At 65.9% G+C, this 20,111-nt stretch carries 17 protein-coding genes; 14 read left to right on the top strand and 3 right to left on the bottom strand.

Going from position 1 to position 20,111, the window contains the following annotated elements; translation table 11 throughout:
- Nucleotides 1-8 precede the first annotated feature (8 nt).
- From AC27VE_RS27750 to AC27VE_RS27715, 8 genes are all read left to right on the top strand, one after another.
- Nucleotides 9-1,199, top strand: coding sequence for an amino acid ABC transporter permease (locus tag AC27VE_RS27750; protein WP_488705543.1), 1,191 nt, complete (start codon nucleotides 9-11; stop codon nucleotides 1,197-1,199).
- Between the two features lies 1 nt (nucleotide 1,200).
- On the top strand, nucleotides 1,201-2,304 hold the full coding sequence (locus tag AC27VE_RS27745) for an amino acid ABC transporter permease (RefSeq protein ID WP_488705540.1): 1,104 nt from the start codon (nucleotides 1,201-1,203) through the stop codon (nucleotides 2,302-2,304).
- A gap of 37 nt (nucleotides 2,305-2,341) precedes the next feature.
- The gene (locus AC27VE_RS27740; protein WP_006223019.1) at nucleotides 2,342-3,082 is read left to right on the top strand and encodes an amino acid ABC transporter ATP-binding protein; all 741 of its coding nucleotides are present in this window, start codon (nucleotides 2,342-2,344) and stop codon (nucleotides 3,080-3,082) included.
- A 173-nt stretch (nucleotides 3,083-3,255) separates the two neighbouring features.
- Nucleotides 3,256-3,813, top strand: a complete 558-nt coding sequence (locus AC27VE_RS27735) for a carboxymuconolactone decarboxylase family protein (protein WP_088588068.1) — start codon at nucleotides 3,256-3,258, stop codon at nucleotides 3,811-3,813.
- Nucleotides 3,814-3,836: 23 nt separating this feature from the next.
- The gene (locus AC27VE_RS27730) at nucleotides 3,837-4,634 is read left to right on the top strand and encodes an ABC transporter ATP-binding protein (protein WP_280027686.1); all 798 of its coding nucleotides are present in this window, start codon (nucleotides 3,837-3,839) and stop codon (nucleotides 4,632-4,634) included.
- Nucleotides 4,631-5,479, top strand: coding sequence for an ABC transporter permease (locus AC27VE_RS27725; RefSeq protein ID WP_088588070.1), 849 nt, complete (start codon nucleotides 4,631-4,633; stop codon nucleotides 5,477-5,479). Before AC27VE_RS27730 ends, AC27VE_RS27725 begins: the two co-directional genes overlap by 4 nt.
- 28 nt (nucleotides 5,480-5,507) lie before the next feature.
- A complete protein-coding gene (locus tag AC27VE_RS27720; RefSeq protein ID WP_454676909.1) occupies nucleotides 5,508-6,479 on the top strand; it encodes an ABC transporter substrate-binding protein in 972 nt (323 codons plus the stop codon).
- A 140-nt stretch (nucleotides 6,480-6,619) separates the two neighbouring features.
- A complete protein-coding gene (locus tag AC27VE_RS27715) occupies nucleotides 6,620-8,947 on the top strand; it encodes a TonB-dependent receptor (protein ID WP_488705539.1) in 2,328 nt (775 codons plus the stop codon).
- Here the strand turns inward: AC27VE_RS27715 and AC27VE_RS27710 are convergent.
- Both AC27VE_RS27710 and AC27VE_RS27705 read right to left on the bottom strand, forming a co-directional pair.
- Nucleotides 8,944-10,236, bottom strand: a complete 1,293-nt coding sequence (locus tag AC27VE_RS27710; RefSeq protein ID WP_488705538.1) for a sensor histidine kinase — start codon at nucleotides 10,234-10,236, stop codon at nucleotides 8,944-8,946. The two genes, AC27VE_RS27715 and AC27VE_RS27710, sit on opposite strands and share 4 nt — an antisense overlap.
- Nucleotides 10,229-10,912 carry a response regulator transcription factor gene (locus AC27VE_RS27705; protein WP_488705537.1) on the bottom strand — a complete coding sequence of 228 codons (684 nt, stop codon included), beginning with the start codon at nucleotides 10,910-10,912 and terminating at the stop codon, nucleotides 10,229-10,231. Before AC27VE_RS27705 ends, AC27VE_RS27710 begins: the two co-directional genes overlap by 8 nt.
- A 208-nt stretch (nucleotides 10,913-11,120) precedes the next feature.
- Between AC27VE_RS27705 and AC27VE_RS27700 the strand changes: the two genes are divergently transcribed.
- The 5 genes from AC27VE_RS27700 (at nucleotide 11,121) to AC27VE_RS27680 (ending at nucleotide 15,602) form a co-directional block, all read left to right on the top strand.
- Nucleotides 11,121-12,251 carry an ABC transporter substrate-binding protein gene (locus AC27VE_RS27700; RefSeq protein WP_488705536.1) on the top strand — a complete coding sequence of 377 codons (1,131 nt, stop codon included), beginning with the start codon at nucleotides 11,121-11,123 and terminating at the stop codon, nucleotides 12,249-12,251.
- A 7-nt stretch (nucleotides 12,252-12,258) separates the two neighbouring features.
- Nucleotides 12,259-13,341 (top strand): FecCD family ABC transporter permease, encoded by a 1,083-nt coding sequence (locus AC27VE_RS27695; RefSeq protein ID WP_088588077.1) that lies wholly within the window; start codon nucleotides 12,259-12,261, stop codon nucleotides 13,339-13,341.
- Nucleotides 13,342-13,371: 30 nt separating this feature from the next.
- Nucleotides 13,372-13,827 (top strand): azurin, encoded by a 456-nt coding sequence (azu, locus tag AC27VE_RS27690; RefSeq protein WP_488705535.1) that lies wholly within the window; start codon nucleotides 13,372-13,374, stop codon nucleotides 13,825-13,827.
- A 2-nt stretch (nucleotides 13,828-13,829) separates the two neighbouring features.
- Nucleotides 13,830-14,612 (top strand): ABC transporter ATP-binding protein, encoded by a 783-nt coding sequence (locus AC27VE_RS27685; RefSeq protein ID WP_488705534.1) that lies wholly within the window; start codon nucleotides 13,830-13,832, stop codon nucleotides 14,610-14,612.
- Between the two features lie 75 nt (nucleotides 14,613-14,687).
- The gene (locus AC27VE_RS27680) at nucleotides 14,688-15,602 is read left to right on the top strand and encodes a hypothetical protein (protein ID WP_488705533.1); all 915 of its coding nucleotides are present in this window, start codon (nucleotides 14,688-14,690) and stop codon (nucleotides 15,600-15,602) included.
- A 27-nt stretch (nucleotides 15,603-15,629) separates the two neighbouring features.
- On the opposite strand, the gene ilvA is transcribed toward AC27VE_RS27680, so the two are convergent.
- Nucleotides 15,630-17,213, bottom strand: a complete 1,584-nt coding sequence (gene ilvA / locus AC27VE_RS27675; protein WP_280027668.1) for a threonine ammonia-lyase, biosynthetic — start codon at nucleotides 17,211-17,213, stop codon at nucleotides 15,630-15,632.
- Nucleotides 17,214-17,859: 646 nt separating this feature from the next.
- Here ilvA and AC27VE_RS27670 point away from each other — a divergent pair.
- Nucleotides 17,860-20,088, top strand: coding sequence for an NADP-dependent isocitrate dehydrogenase (locus AC27VE_RS27670; RefSeq protein WP_424626229.1), 2,229 nt, complete (start codon nucleotides 17,860-17,862; stop codon nucleotides 20,086-20,088).
- Nucleotides 20,089-20,111 lie beyond the last annotated feature (23 nt).

The raw sequence follows: 20,111 nt of genomic DNA, 5'->3' as shown, positions 1-20,111 counted from the left end.
ACTCTACGGTGGCCAACCACAGAGACCCCCCCGCGGCCCCCCCCCCCCCCCCCCGGGGCTCCTGGAACGACCCGGCCACGCGCGCGCTGGTCTACCAGGTGCTGGCCCTGACCCTCGTCGGGACCGGCATCTGGTTCCTGGTGCACAACACGCTCCACAACCTGTCGATGCGCAACATCGCCACCGGCTTCGGCTTCCTGAACCGCGAAGCGGGATTTGCCATCGGCGAGTCCGTGATCGCCTACGGGCCGGCGGACACCTATGGCCGCGCCATCTTCGTGGGCGTGCTCAACACGCTGCGGGTGGGCCTGCTTGCGCTGGTGGCCGCGACGCTGCTGGGCGTCCTGATCGGCGTCGGCCGGCTGTCCAAGAACTGGCTGGTGGCGAAGATCACGTCGGTGTATGTCGAGGTGATGCGCAACGTGCCGCTCTTGCTGCAGCTCTTCTTCTGGTACGCGCTGATCACAGAGAACATGCCCGGGCCGCGCCAGGCGCACAACCCGCTGCCGGGCGTATTCATTTCAAACCGCGGCCTGAAAGTGCCCGGGCTGGAAGGCGCTTCGCTGGACTGGGTCCTGGGTGGATTGGCGCTGGCCATCATGGCTGTCCTGTTCCTGGGCCATTGGGGCACGAAGCGGCAGGAAGCCACCGGACGCGTGTTCCCGCTGGGCCGCGCGGCACTCGGGCTGCTCGTCCTGCTGCCCGCGCTGGGTTGGCTGGCAAGCGGCGCATCCCTGACCCTGGACATGCCGGAATTGAAGGGCTTCAACTTCACGGGCGGCCTCACACTGACGCCGGAGTTCGTGGCCCTGTTCCTGGGCCTGACCGTCTACACCTCGGCGTTCATCGCGGAAGTGGTGCGTTCGGGCATCCAGGCCGTGAACAACGGCCAGTGGGAAGCCGCCGGCTCGCTTGGCCTGCCGCGCGCGAAGGTCCTGCGCCTGGTGGTGTTGCCGCAAGCCTTGCGCGTGATCATCCCCCCGATGACCAGCCAATACCTGAACCTGTTGAAGAACAGTTCGCTGGCGGTCGCCATCGGTTATCCGGACATCGTGTCGGTGGTGAACACCACGCTGAACCAGACCGGCCAGGCCATCGAGGGCATTCTCATCATCATGGGCGCCTACCTGACGGTCAGCCTGTCGATCTCGATATTCATGAACTGGTACAACAAGCGCATCGCGCTGGTGGAGCGTTGAGATGAGCAGCACTACGCACTCCTTCACCGAAGCCCTGCCCCCGCCCAGCACCCAGGTGGGCGCCTGGGCCTGGGTACGGTCTCGCCTGTTCTCGTCGCCGCTGAACCTGCTGATCACCGTGCTGCTGGCGTGGTTCCTGCTGATGGCGTTGCCGGCGCTGGTGGAGTGGGCTTTCCTGAAAGCCAACTTCACCGCCACCAACGCCATGGAGTGCCGGGCCTCGGTCGGCGGCGCCTGCTGGGCGTTCATCGTCGAGAAGCACCGCCTGATCCTGTTCGGCACCTATCCGTTCGACGAGCAATGGCGTCCCCTCCTTGCCACGCTGATCCTCGTGGCGGTGATCGCCTGCAGCGGCATGCGCCGTTTCTGGAACGGCAAGCTGGCCCTTATCTGGACCGCAGGCCTCTCCGCCGTGGCGCTCCTGATGTGGGGCGGCGTGTTCGGCCTGACGTACGTCGAGAACTCGCGCTGGGGCGGCCTGCCGCTGACGCTGATCCTGGCCACGTTCGGCATCGCCTTCGCCTTCCCCATCGGCGTGCTGCTGGCGCTGGGCCGGCGGTCGAAGATGCCCGCCATCAAGGCGCTGTGCGTCGTATACATCGAGCTGATCCGTGGCGTGCCGCTGATCAGCCTGCTGTTCATGTCGTCGGTGATGCTGCCGCTGTTCCTGCCGGAAGGCTTCACCATCGACAAGCTCTTGCGCGCGCAGATCGCCATCATCATGTTCGCGGCGGCCTACATCGCGGAAACGGTGCGCGGCGGCTTGCAGGCCATCCCGAAAGGCCAGTACGAAGGCGCCGACTCGCTGGGCCTGAACTACTGGCAGCAGATGCGCAAGATCATCTTGCCGCAGGCGCTCAAGATCGTGATCCCGCCCTTGGTCGGCATTTTCATCAGCCTGTTCAAGGACACGTCGCTGGTGGTGATCATCGGCATCTTCGACCTGACGCTGGCGGCCAAGGCGGCCCTGTCCGATGCGGCCTGGCGGGGATTCGGGGTGGAGGCTTACCTCTTCATCTCGCTGATCTACTTCGCCTTCTGCTATTCCATGTCCAAATACAGCCAGGCGCTTGAAAAGCGGCTGGCCACCGGGCACGCGCGCTAAAGCCGCGCTACCCGGTAACCCTTTACGGAGACCAAGCATGTCGGATTCCATTATTCGATTGCAGGGCGTGAACAAGTGGTACGGCCAGTTCCACGTGCTGCGCAACATCAACCTGGACGTGGCGCCGGGCGAACGCATCGTGGTGTGCGGGCCGTCCGGCTCGGGCAAGTCCACGATGATCCGCTGCATCAACCGCCTGGAAGAGCATCAGCAGGGCCAGATCATCGTGGACGGCACCGAGCTGACCAATGACATCAAGCACATCGAGACCATTCGCCGCGAAGTGGGCATGGTGTTCCAGCACTTCAACCTGTTTCCGCACCTGACCGTGCTGGAAAACCTGACGCTGGGCCCCATGTGGGTGCTCAAGCAACCGCGCGCCCAGGCCGAAGCCACCGCCATGAAATACCTGGAGCGCGTGCGCATTCCAGACCAGGCGAAGAAATTTCCCGGCCAGCTGTCGGGCGGCCAGCAACAGCGCGTGGCGATCGCGCGCTCGTTGTGCATGAACCCCAAGGTCATGCTGTTTGACGAACCGACCTCCGCGCTGGATCCGGAAATGGTCAAGGAAGTGCTGGACGTGATGGTGACGCTGGCCCAGGAAAGCGGCATGACGATGATCTGCGTGACCCACGAAATGGGTTTCGCGCGCAAAGTCGCCAACCGGGTGATCTTCATGGACCGCGGCGAAATCATCGAACAGAACAGCCCCGACGAGTTCTTCGACCGCCCGCAAAATGAAAGGACGCAGCTCTTCCTGAGCCAGATCCTGCACTGACCGGGACCCGCCGCCTTCACGATGAAGGCGGCATTTTTTTGGGCGCCCCCCCTACGCCCGATACGCCCGATACGCACGTATACCCATATACATATGTGATATCGGTATTTTCCAGAAGGATGGCAGTCTTCTAGGATTCCCGGATTGTTCGTTTCTCTTCCGCTGGAATCGCCTTGCCCCGCCTGAGCCCCCTGGATCCCGCCAAGCTGGATCCCGCTACTGCCACCCTCTTCAATCAACTGCTGCAGGACTACGGCCCCTACGCCAACATGCTCAGCGCCTTCGCGCCGCGGCCCCCGGCGTTGAAGCACTTCTTTTCCTACCTGGTGCAGTCGCGTGAAGACGGCTTGATCTCGCCCCGCCATCTGGAAATCGCGCTGCTGACCGCATCCAAGGCGCACGCCTGCCACTATTGCGTCACGCTGCACACGCCCAAGCTGGCCGCGCAGGGTATCTCGCAGGAGGCCATCGACCGCCTGCTCGAGCCCGAGGTGCCCGGCCTGGACGAAAAGGACCTGGTCGTGCGCGACTACGCGGTACTGGTCACGCTGACCCCGTCGCAGGTCAGCGACGCGTTCTACAGCCGGCTGCAAACGTTCTTCAATGAAGAACAGATCGTGGAACTGACCATCCGCATCGCGCTCTGCAGCTTCTTCAAGCGTTTCAACGAAGCGCTTGAGGTGCCCCACGAAGATGTGGTGGCGCTGGAACTGGATCATGGCGCGGCCTAGGGCGGCCTGAAGTCCATACCGCCATGAGCCCTGCCCCTGCTTTAAAGCTGGAGATCCGCAATCTCTCCAAGCGCTTTGTCACCGAGACCGGCCCCGTCCAGGTGCTGGACGACATCAGCCTGAACGCCGCCAGCGGCGAATTCATCAGCATCATCGGACCGTCCGGCTGCGGCAAGTCCACCTTGTTCAACATCCTGACCGGCCTGCTCGAGCATGACGCGGGCACGATCGCACTGGACGGCAAGCCGCTACCCAACCTGCGCGGACGCGTCGGCTACATGCTGCAACGCGACTTGCTCATGCCCTGGCGCACGGTGCTGGACAACGTGCTGGTCGGCCTGGAACTGCGCGGCACGCCGCGCGCGGAATCCGTGGAATTGGCGCGCGACTACCTGAACACCTTCGGCCTGCTGCCCTTCCAGGACAGCTATCCGAAGGCGTTGTCCGGCGGCATGCGGCAGCGCGTAGCGCTGGCCCGCACGCTGTTGCCCGATCCGGACGTGCTGCTGCTGGACGAGCCGTTTTCCGCCCTGGACTACCAGACCCGGCTGTTCCTGGAATCCATGCTGGCCGACACCGTCAGCCAGAAAGGCAAGACCGTCGTGCTGGTCACCCATGACATCGACGAAGCCATCGCGCTGTCCGAACGCATCTTCGTGCTGAGCGCCCGCCCGGGCCGCCTGAAAAGCGTGCACGACATCGCGCTGGGCACGCGTTCGCCGCTGGAGGCCCGCCACGACAGCCGCTTTCCTGCCTACTTCGATCTGCTTTGCCAGGAACTCGACATACAGACCGGCCGCAAGGACGGGACCCACGCATGAACCAGCCTTCCGTTTCCGCCGCCCCGCGCCTTGCCGCCGGCGGCACGCGCCCTGCGCGCCCGGCGGGGTTCCGCGTCCCGGTGCTGGCGACCCAGCTGTTGATCCTTGCCGTGCTGTTCGGCGCATGGGAAGCGGGCGTGCGCACCGGCGCGGTGTCGGGCTTCCTGTTCGGCTCGCCCGCCGGCGTCCTGCAAGCCGCCTGGAAAATGATCCAGAACGGCGAATTGTGGGAACACGCCAACTACACCTTGTGGGCGTCGGCCGTGGGCTTCGTGGCCGGGACCTTTCTGGGCACCGTGCCCGGCCTGGCCCTTTGGTATTCGCCCTATGCCGCCCGCGTGGTCGAGCCTTTCCTGGTGGCGATCAACAGCGTGCCCAAGATCGCCTTCGCGCCGCTGGTCATCCTGTGGTTCGGCACCGGCGTCATCTCGAAAGTGGCCCTGTCGGTGTCGCTCACGTCGATCGTGGCGCTGCTGGCCGCATTCCAGGCCGCCAAGGACACCGACCCCGACATCCAGAAAATGATGGTGTCGCTGGGCGCTACCCGCCGCCAGATCTTCCGCAAGGTCGTCGTGCCGTCGGCGTTGCCCGCCATCATCAGCACGTTCCGCATCAACATCGGCTTTGCGCTGGTGGGGACGGTCGTCGGTGAATTCATCTCGTCCAAATATGGGCTGGGGCATGTGATCTTCGTCGCCTCGTCCCTGTATGACCTGAACACGGTCTGGGTCGGCATCTTTTCGCTGATGCTGCTGGGTTTTGTCCTGTATGCCGGGGTGGACATCGCCGAAAAGCGCCTGCTGCGCTGGAAAGACCAGACCTACGCCACTCAATTCAAACTTTGACCGCGCCTGCGCGCCGCTCTCCTCGACCATGAAAACAACGCTCTCCGTACGGCTGGCCACGGCCGCCGCCGCCTCGCTGCTGTCCGTCACCGCCTTCGCCGCCAACGACCGCGCCGTCGTGTCGGCCGCATTCAAATCCGTGTTCTACCTGCCGGTCTATTTCGCGGAAGAGCACGGCTACTTCAAGGACGAAGGGCTGGACGTGCGCATCGACGTGGCCTCGTCGTCGACCAATGCCCTGGCCGCCGTCATTTCCCGCAGCGCCGACTTTTCCCTCCACGGCCCCGAATGGACCGCCATTTCATTCGGCCGCGGCGCGCCCGTGAAGGTGGTGGGCGGCACCCTGAACCGCCTGGGCGTCTGGCTGACCTGCAAGCCGAGCTTTACGTTTGACGGATTCAAGAGCCTGAAAGGCGCCACCGTCGCCACCGGCGCCATGCCCACGACCAGTTCGTCGGCATTCCTGAAGCTGGTCAAGAATGCGGGCCTGGACCCCAAGCGCGACCTGGACCTGCTGGAAGTGCCGCTGGGCAACGAGATCGGCCCGTTGAGCTCGGGCAAGGCCGACTGCGCCGTGCTCTACGAACCGGGTGCGTCTCAGGCACAAGCCCAGGGGTTCAAGGTCGTGTCCGCGTTCTCGCGCGAGATCGGCCCCTACACGTTCTCGGCCATCTCCACGCGGCAGGACATTTCCCCGCAGGTGTCGCAGAAGTTCGTGTCCGGCATCGACCGTGCCCTGAAGGAAATCCGCAAGGATCCGGCAGCGGCGGTGGCAAGCGGACTCAAGCTGTTCCCCAACCTGGATCCGGCCGTGGTGCGCGCCTCGGTGCAACGCCTGATCGATGACGGCGTGTTCGCCGATTCCGTTGCCGTGCCCGAGCAGGCGCTGAAAGACGCGCTGCAAACGCAGATCGACCTGGGCAACCTGGACCGCATTCCGCAAGACCCGAAGTGGCTGGACCTGGGATACGCGCAGCAGATTTCGGGCAAGGCGTACTGAAGCCCCGCCCGTACCGGTGACGCGCCCCACCGGTACGGCGAATCATCCATGAAACAGGTTCGCCCGCGCCTTAACAAGATCTTGAGATCGCCCTCCTTAGAATCCGGAACGATTCTCATTGAGGCACTCAAGATCCCATCATGGCGCAACAGAAAACGAACCCGCAGGGCCGCTATGCCCTGAAGACCCTGAGCATGGCGCTGGGCGCGGTGGCCACCAGCCAGGCCCACGCGCAGGCACAACCCGCCGACAATGCGCCGGTCTTGGCCCCGGTCACCGTGCAAGCCGACGCCCCGCCCTACAAGGCCGACCGCGTGCAGTCCGGCAAATTCACCGAGCCTTTGCTGGATACGCCACAGAGCATCACGGTCGTGCCGCGTGCCGTCCTGGAAGAGCAACAGGCCAAGAGCCTGCAGGACGTCTTGCGCAACGTGCCGGGAATCACCTTCAGTTCCGGCGAGGGCAACCTGGGCTGGGGCGACATGTTCACCATCCGCGGGTTCTCGGCGGAACAGAGCATTACCGTGGACGGCATCCGCGACGCCGGCCTGTCCAGCCGCACCGATATCTTCAACCTGGAACAAGCCGAAGTGTTCAAGGGCACGGGCTCCATCGAGTCCGGCGTGTCGGCCGTGGGCGGCAGCGTCAACCTGGCCAGCAAGGAAGCCCGCCTGGGTTCCTTCTACAAGCTGTCCGGCGGACTGGGCACCGACCACTACCGGCGCATCACCGCCGACCTGAACCAGGAATTGACGGACAGTTCCGCCCTGCGCATCAACCTGATGCGCCATCACAACGGCGTGGCCGAGCGCGACGTGACCGACTTCGACCGCTCAGGCATGGCGGCGTCGCTGGCGATGGGGCTGGGCACGCCCACCCGCGTCACGCTGAACTACCTGCATCAGGAAGACGACAACATCCCCGACGGCGGCGTGCCGATCCAGCGCGGCACCGGCGGCAAGCGCATGCCGAACGTGTCGCGCAACGCCTGGTATGGCGACCCCGACCTCTACACCGAGCAGACCCGCACCGACCAGGCCACGCTGAAGGCCGAGCATGACTTCACGAATACGGCGCGCCTGTCCAACATCAGCCGGTGGCAGCAGACGGACCGCATCGGCGTGCTGGCTCCCGCCCGTTTCAACTCCACCTCGCGCACGTCTTATGGCTATGTGGGCACGGGCCCCCTCGTCAACAGCGCGGACGGCATCCCATCGTACAGCGGGTACGAGCCCGTCTCCGATCCGTCGCCTTACGCGCAACTGCGCGGCAACGATTTCGGGACGTCAAAGCGCTACACCATCCTGGCCAACCAGACCAACCTGAACCTGGACTTCGAGACGGGCGGCATCAAGCATGCGGTGGTGACCGGCGTGGAGTTCTACAAGGAAACCTACGGCGATCACGAACGCACCATCCGCGCGCCGTCCAGCAACCCCGTGATCGACCTGCGCAACACCGGCGGGGTCGACATGGGCGGGACCGATACGGTGAAAGGCGATGGCGGCAACAAGGCCGAAATCTTCAACACCGGCCTGTACGTCGGCGACACGCTGACCTTCAACCCGCAATGGATGCTGCAAGGCGCGCTACGGTACGACCGCTACCGCGTCACGCAGAAGACCGGCGCCACCACGCAGCGCGTCACCGACGGCGCCTGGAGCGGCCGTATCGGGCTGACCTACAAGCCGATGGACATCGGCAGCGTCTATGTCTCGTACAGCCAGGCCGCCCAGCCCTCGGCGCTGGGCGCCAGCACCAACAACAATATCTATGGCGCCACCGGCTCGGACACCTACAAGCCTGCCGTCTCCAAGACCTGGGAGCTGGGCACCAAGTGGGACCTGGCCGGCAGCGACCTGGCGCTGACCGGCGCCGTCTTCCGCACCGAACTGACCGACTCCTGGGAGTACGGCGACGATGCCACGGACGTGGTGCGCGCCCTGCCCGCCAAGCGCGTGGACGGCGTCGAACTGGGCCTGTCGGGCAACCTCACGTCGCGCTGGTCCGCGTTCGCCGGCGTGAGCGCCATGAAAAGCCGCATCACCAAGGGCGCGAACCAGGGCGAAGAGGCCAAGAACGTCCCCGACCTGACGCTCAACCTGTGGACCACCTATGCCGCCACCGAGGACTTGTCGCTGAGCTACGGCGTGCAATATGTGGGCAAGCGCCGCTACACCGACAACAAGTACGTCGGCGGCAAGAACAACAATAGTGCGACCGTATCCGGCCCGTCCGGCACGCATCCGGTCTGGGTGCGCGACAACGAGAAAGCGCCGTCCTATTGGCTGCATTCCGCGGCGGCGCGCTACCGCGTGAACAAGAACGTGACGCTGGGCATGAACGTGGACAACCTGTTCAACAAGTTCTACTACAGCCGCGTGGGCGCGTCCCTGGACGGGTTCCAGCTGTATGGCGTGCCGGGTGCGGGCCGCACCGTCACCTTCACGGCCGACCTGTCGTTCTAGGCGCTGGCCGGCGCGGCAAGATCCACGCGGAAGACGGTGCCGCGCCCCGGCGCCGATTGCAGCGACACGCGCCAGCCCTGGTGCGCGCAGATGCGCTGCACCAGCGACAGGCCCAGCCCCAGGTTGCCGGCATCCGGTTGTTCGCCGCGCACGAAGGGGCTGAAGACGGCCTCGTGTCGCTCGGCGGCAATGCCCGGCCCGTCGTCCGCCACCTGCATGAAGTCGGGCCCGGCCGTGATCACGACGCTGGCTCGCGGACCGGCGTACTGCAGCGAATTGCGGATCAGGTTGGACAGCACGGCACGCAAGAGCGGCGCCGGGAATTGCAGCGCCGGGGCCTCGGGCTGCGCCAGCTCCAGCGTCAGGCGCATGTCGCGGCGTTGCGCTACGGCGCTCCAGGCCGCCAGTTGCCCCCGCGCCGCGGTGTGGGCGCTTTCGCGTGCAAAGCGTTCAGCGGCGTCGCCGCCGCGGGCCAGCATCAGATAGGTATCCAGTCTTTCGCCCATGTCGGCCGCCGCCGCTTCGATGCGGGCCAGGCGCGCCTGGCCGCTGGCGTCCAACGCCTGTTCCTCGCGCAGCAGTTCGCACGAACTGGAGATCACCATCAGCGGCGTGCGCAACTCGTGGCCGACGTCCGCGGTGAACAGCTGTTCGCGGCGCAGCGCCTGTTCCAGTTGGTTGTACGTCGCGTCGAACGCGGCGGCCAGTTGGCCGATTTCGTCCGGCGGATAATCTTCGGCCAGCCGCGTCTGCGGCGGCTGCGCGCCCCGCGCGTTGACCTGCGCCGCCAGCCGCGACAAGGGCCGCAAGAGCCGCCGCGTGGCCAGGATGCCCAGGATGAACGCAAGCGCCAGGCTACCCGCCAGCCCGCTGACGGCCGCCCAGTGCGACGCCACCTGGCTTTGTTCATAGTCCGTGTAGTCGCGCAGGAGCATGTAGCGCTGGCCGTCCCGGTCATCGACCATCACGTGCCAGACGCGGCCCTCGCGTTCGATCTTGTGGAAACCCGGGTTCAGCCGCCGCAGCCAGGCGGGAAAGGCCTCGCTGCCGGGGTCGCCATGAAAGAAGCGGTTGGGCCGGCCCGGGTCGATGCCCGCCAGGAAATCGCCGCGCACCCGCTCCACCGCCATCCCCATGTCGATGCGCTGCAAGTGGGCCTCCAGCTTGCCCACGCTCCAGACCGACAGCCAGGAAAGCAGCCCCGCCACCAGCAGGGCCAGCACCACGTAAGTCAGCACCAGATGGCGCGCCAGCCCGCGCCGGGCCACCGGCCCCGTCCACTTAGGCATCGTCAGGCGCCCGGAGCTGATAGCCGATGCCGTGCACGGTGTGCAAGAGCGCCGTGTCATACGGTTTGTCGACCACGTGGCGGATCTGGTGGATATGCGTGCGCAGGCTGTCGCTGTCGGGCGGCGAATCGCGCCACAAGGCCTCTTCCAGCCGCGCACGGTGAACGACCGACGGGCTGGCGCGCATCAGCAGCGTCAGCAGTTGCAGCGGCGACGGCGGCAGGCGCAGTGGCTGGCCGGCGCGTGCCAGTTCCAGCGTGCCCGTGTCCAGCGTCAGGTCGCCCACGCGCAGCACGCGCGTGGCGCCCGCGCCGCTGGCGCGATGCAGCAGCGCCTTCACCCGCGCGGCCAGCTCGGCCAACGCAAAGGGCTTCACCAGGTAATCGTCGGCGCCCGCGTCAAAACCCGTCAGCCGGTTGTCCAGCGTATCGCGCGCGGTCACCATGATCACCGGGGTATTGCACGTCGCTTCGGTCCGCAGGCGGCGGCAAAGCTCGTAGCCGTCCAGCCGCGGCAGCATCAGGTCCAGCACGATCAGGTCGAAGCTGCCCGAGGCCGCCATCGCGTAGCCACGCTGCCCGTCTTCGGCGCAATCGACGATGTAGCCGCGCCGCGTCAGGTGATGCGTGATGTTCGCCAGGATGTCAGGGTCGTCTTCGATGACTAGAACGCGCATGCAAGCCCGCAGGGAATGGAAATCAGTCTCATATTGTATGTGCCCGCCTGCCTTGGGGCGCCGCGCTCCGTCCCCGCTTGCAGCGCGCACACCACACCGCGCACGTCTTAACGCTTTCTTGAGATGGCTTGGTGGACACTGCTTGTCGATAAGAATGGTTCGCGTTACCTGCAAGCCTGCGGACAACGGCGCAACCCGGGATTTTTCGATGCGTGCGATCAAGCTCTTCCATGCGGCCGTGGCCGCCACTGCCCTGTTTTGCGCCCTGCCCGGCGCCCAGGCCCGCCAGGTCACCGATCTGGCAGGCCGCGTCGTCACGGTGCCCGACCACCCCAAACGCGTGCTGTTGGGCGAAGGCCGCTTCGTCTTCGCCATGGCCCTCTTGGACCGGAAGGATCCCGTGGCCCGCGTGGTCGGATGGCAAGGCGAGCTGAAGCAGCAAGACCCCTATTCGTGGACCCAACTCGTCAAGCGCTATCCCAAGGCGGCGGACGTGCCGCTGATCGGCAAGACGTCGGAAGCCAGCGTCAGCCCCGAAAAGATCGTGTCGCTGCAACCTGATGTGGCGGTGTTCAGCCTGAGCGGCCACGGCCCCGGCCGCAACAACCCGATGATCGCGGCGCTGCAGGCGGCCGGTATCCCCATCGTGTTCATCGATTTCCGCCAGCACCCGGTGGAGAACACCGTGCCCAGCATGCGCATCCTGGGCCAGGCGCTGGACCGGCAGGCAGAGGCCGACGCCTACATCGCGTTCTATGAAGACCATCTGGCCCGCGTGCGCAAGATCGTCGACCCCGTGCCGCAGGCGCAGCGCCCGCGCGTGTTCGTGGAAATGCTGGCAGGCGTGTGGCCCGCCTGCTGCCACACCACCGGCAACGGCAGCTTCGGCGACCTTCTGGAAACCGCCGGCGGCGTGAACGTGGCCGCCCCCGTGCTCCCGGGCGCCATTGGCGACGTCAGCCTGGAATTCCTGCTGGACGCCAAACCCGACGTCTATATCGCCACCGGCAGCCGTTCCGAACCAGGCCGCCCCGGGCTGCTGGTCGGCCCCGGCGCCGCTGCCGCGGTATCGGCGGACAGCCTGTCCACCCTGCTTGGCCGCGACGGCATCCGCGACCTGGACGCCGTGAAGCAGCACCGTGCCTACGGCATCTGGCACGCGTTCTACAACTCGCCCTACAACGTGGTCGCCATCGAAGCCATGACGAAATGGCTGTACCCGGAACGCGCCGCCGCGCTGGACCCGCAAGCCTCGCTGGACGCGCTGTACCGCCAGTTCCTGGACGTGGACAACGCGGGCACCTATTGGACGGCGCCGGCCGCCACCCCTGCCCGATAGGCGCATCATGCTCAGCACCACCACGGCGGCCGCGCCTGCCATTGCCGCCGCCCCGGAAGACCCCATCGCCGCCTACCGGCGCACCGTCCGCAAGCGCCTGCTGCTGACGGCCGTGCTGGTGCTGGCCATTGCCGCCAGCCTGCTGGCCGACATCGCCAGCGGCCCCGCCGCCCTCTCACCTGCCGACTTGCTGCAGACGCTGCTGCATCCCGATACGGCCAGCGCCGGCACGCGCGTCATCGTCTGGCAGTTCCGGCTGCCGTACGCCTTGATGGCGCTGCTGGTGGGCGTGGCGCTGGGCTTGGGCGGCGCCGAGATGCAGACCATGCTGGACAACCCGCTGGCCAGCCCCTACACGCTGGGCGTCTCGGCCGCCGCCGCCTTCGGCGCGTCGCTGGCCATCACGCTGGACTGGCACTTGCCCGCCTTGCCGCCCGGCATGGTGGTGTCGATCTCCGCCTTTGCCTGCACCCTGGTGTCGGTGCTGATCCTGGAACGCGTCGCGCGGTGGCGCGGCGGGTCGACGCTGGGCGTGGTGCTGTTCGGCATCGCGCTGGTGTATTCCTTCCAGGCGCTGGTGATGCTGCTGCAATTCGTGGCCAGCGAAGAAGCCCTGCAGGGCATCGTGTTCTGGACGATGGGCAGCCTGGCGCGCGCCAACTGGACGACCGTGGCCGTCATGGCCGCCGCGATCGCCGTGGCCGTGCCCTTCTCGATGCGCGACGCCTGGAAGCTGACCGCCGTGCGCCTGGGCGAAGAGCGCGCCGCCAGCTTCGGCATCGACGTCCGCCGCCTGCGCCTGGTCAGTCTGCTGCGCGTCAGCGCGCTGGCGGCGCTGGCCGTGTCGTTCGTGGGCACCATCGGTTTCGTGGGGCTGGTGGCCCCGCACATCGCCCGCCTGCTACTGGGCGAAGACCACCGCTATTACCTGCCGGGCAGCGCGCTGGCCGGTGCCCTGATCCTGTCGCTGGCCTCGGTCGCGTCCAAGACCGTCCTGCCCGGCGCGTTGATTCCCGTCGGCATCGTGACGTCGCTGGTCGGCATCCCGTTCTTCCTCACCATCGTCGTGCGTGCCCTGAAGCGCGCCTGACGCCCCGCATCCCCTAAGGAGACTTCCCCGATGCAATCCCGCGTGTGCTTCACCCTGGCTGCCCTGCTGATGGCCGGCGCCGCCCATGCCGCCCCCGATGCGTGCGCCATCGACGTCGAAGGCCGGCCCGGCAAGCAGTTCGGCCCCGACCATATCGTCGTGCCGGCCACCTGCCAGGACTTCACGGTGCGCCTGATCCACACGGGCAAGAACAGCAAGGAAAAGGCCGGCCACAATTGGGTGCTGACCAAGACCGAAGACATCGATGCCGTGATGGTCGACGGCATCAAGGCCGGGGCGGAACACGACTTCCTGGCGCCTGGCGACGCCCGCATCCTGGCCAAGACCCCGATGCTGGGCGGTGGCGAAACCGCGACGGTGACGTTCCCCGTCAGCCGCCTGCGCGCAGGCCAGCCCTACACCTACTATTGCTCGTTCCCGGCGCACGCCCAGCACATGCGCGGCACGCTGGTGCTGCAACCCTGACGATGACCTCGCTGCACATACGTGGGCTTACCGCCGGCTACGGCGGCAAGCCGGTGCTGCAGGCGCTGTCCGCTGCTCCGCTGGCGGAAAGCGCCGTCACCGCCCTGCTCGGCCCCAACGGCAGCGGCAAGTCCACGCTGCTGAAGACGCTGGCGGGCTTGAATCCCGTCATGCGTGGCGAACTGCTGCTGGACGGCGAAGACCTGGCGCAAGCGGCGCCTTCGCGCCGTGCCGAACGCGCCATGTACATGCCCCAGGCGCTGCCCAAAGGCGTGCACATGACGGTCTTCGAATCCGTGCTGGTGGCGGCCCGGTCAGGCCGCCACGATGCAGGCGGCAAGGACCTGATGCGCGACGCCATGGCCGTCATCGCCGATCTGGGCATCGCCACGCTGGCCAGCCGCTACCTGGACGAACTGTCGGGCGGCCAGAAACAACTGGCCTCTTTAGCCCAGGCCCTGGTGCGGCGCCCGCGCCTGCTGCTACTGGATGAGCCCTTGTCCGCGCTGGACCTGAACTACCAGTTTCACGTCATGGACGTGCTGCGCCGGCAGACGCGCCAGCACCGGCTGATCACGCTGGTCGTGCTGCACGATCTGAACATCGCGCTGCGCCACGCCGACCACGCGCTGATGCTGCACGGCGGCGTGATCGAAGCCGAAGGCCTGCCCGCCGAGGTTGTCACGCCGGCAACGTTGCGCCGGGTCTACCGCGTGCGCGCCCGCGTGGAGCGCTGCCCGCAAGGCCAGGCGCAAGTCCACGTCGACGGACTTGCCGGGGCGTAAAGGCGATAGCCGAAGGCGGTATATAGTCACCGCTTAGCCTTCCCAGGGAGTCGACCGATGTCGAGGGGCCACACCATGGCGTTTTTTCTCAGCATGCTTGCCGCGCCCGCAGGCGCGTCCGTGATCTACGACAACCATGGCCTGGTGGTGGAAGTCACGACCAGCGGGCGCAGCGACTGGAATACCGGCCAGCGGCAGAACACGCGCAGTACGACGATCACCTTCCAGGGCAATAAGCTCTGCGGCCCGGAGGTCGGCAAACTGCTGTACCCGGGCGGCAAGGAAACCGCTGCTGGCGCCTTCTTCTGCGCGGGCCCGGCCAAGGCGCTGGAGACGGATGCAGTGCTGGCCTACTTCAACAGTTCCAGCACGGATCCCGTGCTGGCCCATTTGCAGGTCGTCAACGGCGCCCTGCGCGTGAACCGCCTGGCGCTGTCCGACAAGCGAGACCGCGACCGCCCGAACGGCACGCGTTTCGAAGCGGCCCGGCTGCCGGGTTGGACGCGGGTCGAAACGGCCTGGAACGAAACCGTGATGATCCGCCACGCGCCGCTCAAGGCGCTGAACCTGGGCGCCGGCAAGCTGCTGGATGTGGACGGCGACGTGGCCTATCTGGCCATCCCGCCCGGGCGCGACGTGGTCGTGGTGCAGCCCGCCACGCACATCAAGGACGCCCACGGCTACCAGCAGTACGTACCCGAAATCACCAAATTCGTGGATGCGCCGATCGCGTTCCGCGCCGTGCGCATGAGCGACGGCCGCGAACTGGCGCGGCTGGATTTCAAGGACACGTGCCTGAGCCTGCCCGCGCTCGGATTCAACCAGCCCGACCCGCTGGCCACGTCTTCCACCCGCCCCGACGTGGCCTTCGACGACGTGCCGGCCTGGCGCGCCCGCACCCTGCAACTGACGCAGGCGCAGGGCCGCGCCACACTGACATTGCAGCCCGGCGTGTCCCTGCCCACCAAGGCCAACTGCAAACCGGGATGACGTCCGCCCCGCAGCCCGGCCGCGCGTTCAGATCAGGAACTGGCGATAGGCCTCGTTGCCGGTTTCCTCGAAATGGGCGTAGCCCAATTGCAGCAGGAAAGCGTCCAGCGCCGCGCTGTCGGCCAGCGGCGCCTGGATGCCCACCAGCGCCGAGCTGAAGTCCGCGCCCTGGTTGCGGTAGTGGAACAGGCTGATATTCCAGTTGGGCGCCATCTCAGACAGGAACTTCATCAGCGCGCCCGGACGTTCGGGGAACTCAAAGCGGAACAGCCGTTCACCGGCCGCCAAGGGCGAACGCCCGCCCACCATGTAGCGGATGTGCTGTTTGGACACTTCGTTGTTCGTCAGGTCGTTGACCGAAAACCCCTGCTCTTCCAGCGCCGCCGCGATGTCGGCCGAGTCCCCGCGGCGCGCGATCTGCATGCTGACGAAGATGTGCGCGGTCTGCGCATCGGCAATGCGGTAATTGAATTCCGTCACGCTGCGCTGCCCCAGGACGCGGCAGAAGCGGCGAAAGCTGCCACGCTCTTCGGGCACCGTCACGGCAAACACGGCTTCACGCGCTTCGCCGACCTCGGCACGGTCGGCCACGAAGCGCATGCGGTCAAAGTTCATGTTGGCGCCGGAGGTGATGGCTACCAGCGACAGCCCCTGCGCGCCCTCGCGTTCCACATACTTCTTCAAGCCCGCCACCGCCAGGGCGCCCGCGGGCTCCAGCACGCTGCGCGTATCCAGGAACATGTCCTTGATCGCCGCGCACACGGCATCGGTGTCCACCAAGATCACTTCGTCCAGATACTCGCGGCACAGGCGGAAGGTCTCTTCGCCCACCAGCTTGACCGCCGTGCCGTCTGAAAACAGCCCCACTTCCGGCAGATTGACGCGCTCACCCGCCTGCAGCGATTGCGCCATCGCGCAGGAATCCTCGGTCTGCACGCCGATGACCTTCACAGCCGGGTTCACCGTCTTCACATAGGCCGATACGCCCGCCGCCAGGCTGCCCCCGCCGATCGGCACGAAAATCGCATGGAGCGCACCGGGATGCTGGCGCAGGATTTCCATGCCGACAGTGCCTTGGCCCGCGATCACGTAGGGGTCATCGAAGGCCGGGATGAAGGTCAGGTCCTGTTGCTGGGCCAGCGTTTGCGCGTGGGCGTAGGCATCGCTGTAGGAATCGCCCGCTTGCACCACGGTGACGGTCGGGCCGCCGTGGGCGCGCACGGCGTCCACCTTCACCTGCGGGGCCGTTTGCGGCACCACGATGATGGCGCGCACGCCCAGCTTGGCAGCCGAAATGGCCACGCCCTGCGCATGGTTGCCGGCCGACGCAGTGATCACGCCGCGATCCAGCGCCGCTTGCGGCGTGTTGCGCATCTTGTTGTAGGCCCCACGCACCTTGAACGAGAAGACGGGCTGGTTGTCTTCGCGCTTGAGGTGGACAGTATTGTTCAGCCGCGCCGACAGGCCACGCGCGGGGTCCAGTTCGGTTTCGCGGGCAATGTCGTACACGCGGGCGGTCAGGATCTGGCGCAGGTATTCGATGGGCGAAGCATTGCCTTGCTGGAAGTCCGTAGTGTCAGCAAGGGAGTCGGCGGGGGTGCAAGCGGGCATGGGGTTCTCTGCGTTGGGATACTTGCCTTGCAGAGGCGGCCACAAAAAACCCGCCTCGTGGGGCGGGTGGCTGTGACTGACTGCGGTCGCGCGCTAACCCACCATTCCAGGAATGATGGTAATAATCAGCGAAATGCGAACGGCGCGGGAAGTCATGAACCGCAGCTTGCACCCGCCGCGAAAGTTTGTCAAATCGCCCACGACAGGCCGGCTTCGCCCAGAGTCGATGCACCATTCGCGCGGGAAGCCGCCACGTTAGGCCCTATTCCCCACACATTGCCGGCCGTTGCGGCCGCATGCGCTTCCGAGCATGGCGCATTCGTTGCCAAAATTCGGCTATTGGGCCATATCGAGGCCGTATTGATGCGATATCGAGCCCATAAGACGGCCTTTTGCGGTCATTTCCCCGCGCGCCGGGCGTATCGCGGTATTACAATGTTCAATTCGTGGCAGTCGCACCATCCCAGAATGGCCCGTTAAACCGGCCATCAAATAAAGGGCGGGCGCCGGCCAATTTGGACAGATCCAGGTCGTTGATCCGCGTCTGCCCATACGAACCCACTCTCGATAACATCTACCGGCGTACGCCGCTTAGCATGTTCGGGTTTGCGCCAAAAGCGCCTGAAGCCGAACAGATTCAAGGATCATGTCTCTTACTCCGAAGATTATCTATACCCTCACCGATGAAGCTCCGGCGCTTGCAACCCGTTCGCTGCTTCCCATCGTCCAGGCTTTCGCCAAACCCGCAGGCATCACGGTCGAGACGCGCGACATCTCCCTGGCCGGCCGCATCATCGCTCTCTTCCCGGACTACCTCGAAGACAGCCAGAAGCTCTCTGACGCCCTGGCCGAACTGGGCGCGCTGGCGGTCAAGCCCGAAGCCAACATCATCAAGCTGCCCAACATCAGCGCCTCGATGCCCCAACTGAAGGCGGCCATCAAGGAACTGCAGGAACAGGGCTACAAGCTGCCGGACTACCCGGACGCTCCCGCCAATGACACCGAGCGCGACGTCAAGGCGCGCTACGACAAGGTCAAGGGCAGCGCCGTGAACCCGGTCCTGCGCGAAGGCAACTCCGACCGCCGCGCCCCGCTGTCGGTCAAGAACTACGCCCGCAAGCACCCGCACAAGATGGGCGCCTGGTCGGCTGATTCGAAGTCGCACGTGGCCCACATGTCCGAAGGCGATTTCTACGGCACTGAAAAGTCGGCCCTGATCGCCGAAGCCGGCGACGTCAAGATCGAACTGACGGCCGCCGACGGCACGAAGACCGTGCTGAAGGAAAAGACCCCGGTCAAGGCCGGCGAGATCATCGACGCCGCCGTGCTGTCGACCGCCAAGCTGAAGTCCTTCCTGCAGGCCCAGATCGACGACGCCCGCGCCACCGGCGTGCTGTTCTCGGTGCACCTGAAGGCCACGATGATGAAGGTCTCCGACCCCGTCATCTTCGGCCACGTCGTGTCCGTGTTCTACAAGGACGTGCTGGCGAAGCACGCCGCCGTGCTCAAGCAAGCCGGTTTCGATGCCAACAACGGCATCGGCGACCTGTACGCCAAGATCCAATCGCTGCCCGCTGACCAGCAGGCCGCCATCACCGCCGACATCGACGCCGCCTACAAGACGCTGCCGCAACTGGCGATGGTGAATTCCGATAAGGGCATCACCAACCTGCACGTGCCCAGCGACGTCATCGTCGACGCGTCCATGCCCGCCATGATCCGCGACTCGGGCAAGATGTGGAACGCCGACGGCCAACTGCAAGACACCAAGGCCGTCATCCCTGACCGCAGCTACGCTGGCGTCTACCAGGCCGTCATCGACGACTGCAAGAAGAACGGCGCCTTCAATCCGGTCACGATGGGCAGCGTGCCCAACGTCGGCCTGATGGCCCAAGCCGCCGAAGAATACGGTTCGCACAACAAGACGTTCGTCGTGCCCGCATCGGGCACCGTGCGCGTTACCGACGCCTCGGGCAAGGTCCTGCTGGAACAAGCCGTTGAAGCCGGCGACCTCTGGCGCATGTGCCAGACCAAGGACGCCGCGATCCAGGATTGGGTCAAGCTGGCCGTGACCCGCGCCCGCGCCAGCAAGACGCCCGCCGTCTTCTGGCTGGACGAAAAGCGTGCCCACGACGCCCAGGTCATCGCCAAGGTCAAGCAGTACCTGAACGACCACGACACCAGCGGCCTGGACCTGCGCATCCTGGATCCGGTTGAAGCCACCAAGTTCTCGGTCAAGCGCATCCGCGAAGGCCTGGACACGATCTCGGTCACCGGCAACGTGCTGCGCGACTACCTGACCGATCTCTTCCCCATCATGGAACTGGGCACCAGCGCCAAGATGCTGTCGATCGTTCCGCTGGTTGCCGGTGGCGGCCTGTTCGAAACGGGCGCGGGCGGTTCGGCGCCGAAGCACGTCCAGCAGTTCCTGGAAGAAGGCTTCCTGCGCTGGGATTCGCTGGGCGAATTCATGGCCCTGGCCGAATCCCTGGATCACCTGGGCCGCGCGTACAAGAACCCGACTGCCCAGATCCTGGCCAAGACGCTGGATCAGGCAACCGCCAAGTTCCTGGACGAAAACAAGTCGCCGGACCGCAAGGTCGGCGGCCTGGACAACCGCGGCAGCCACTTCTACCTGGCCATGTACTGGGCCCAGGCCGTGGCCGCGCAAACCGACGACCGCGCACTGGCTGCCCAGTTCGCCGGTGCGGCGGGCGCATTCGCCGAAAACGAAGCCAAGATCGTTGAAGAACTGAAGTCGGCCCAAGGCAAGCCCGTGGACATCGGCGGCTACTACCAGCCGAACGAAGCCCGCGCCAGCCAAGCCATGCGCCCCAGCGCCACGCTGAATCAGGTGCTGGCCTCCATCGGCTAAGCCCCCTCGCCCGGCGGCCACCC

This window comes from Achromobacter sp. 18P8.1.1, assembly GCF_057799415.1.
This window is presented reverse-complemented; position numbering and strand designations above follow the sequence as displayed.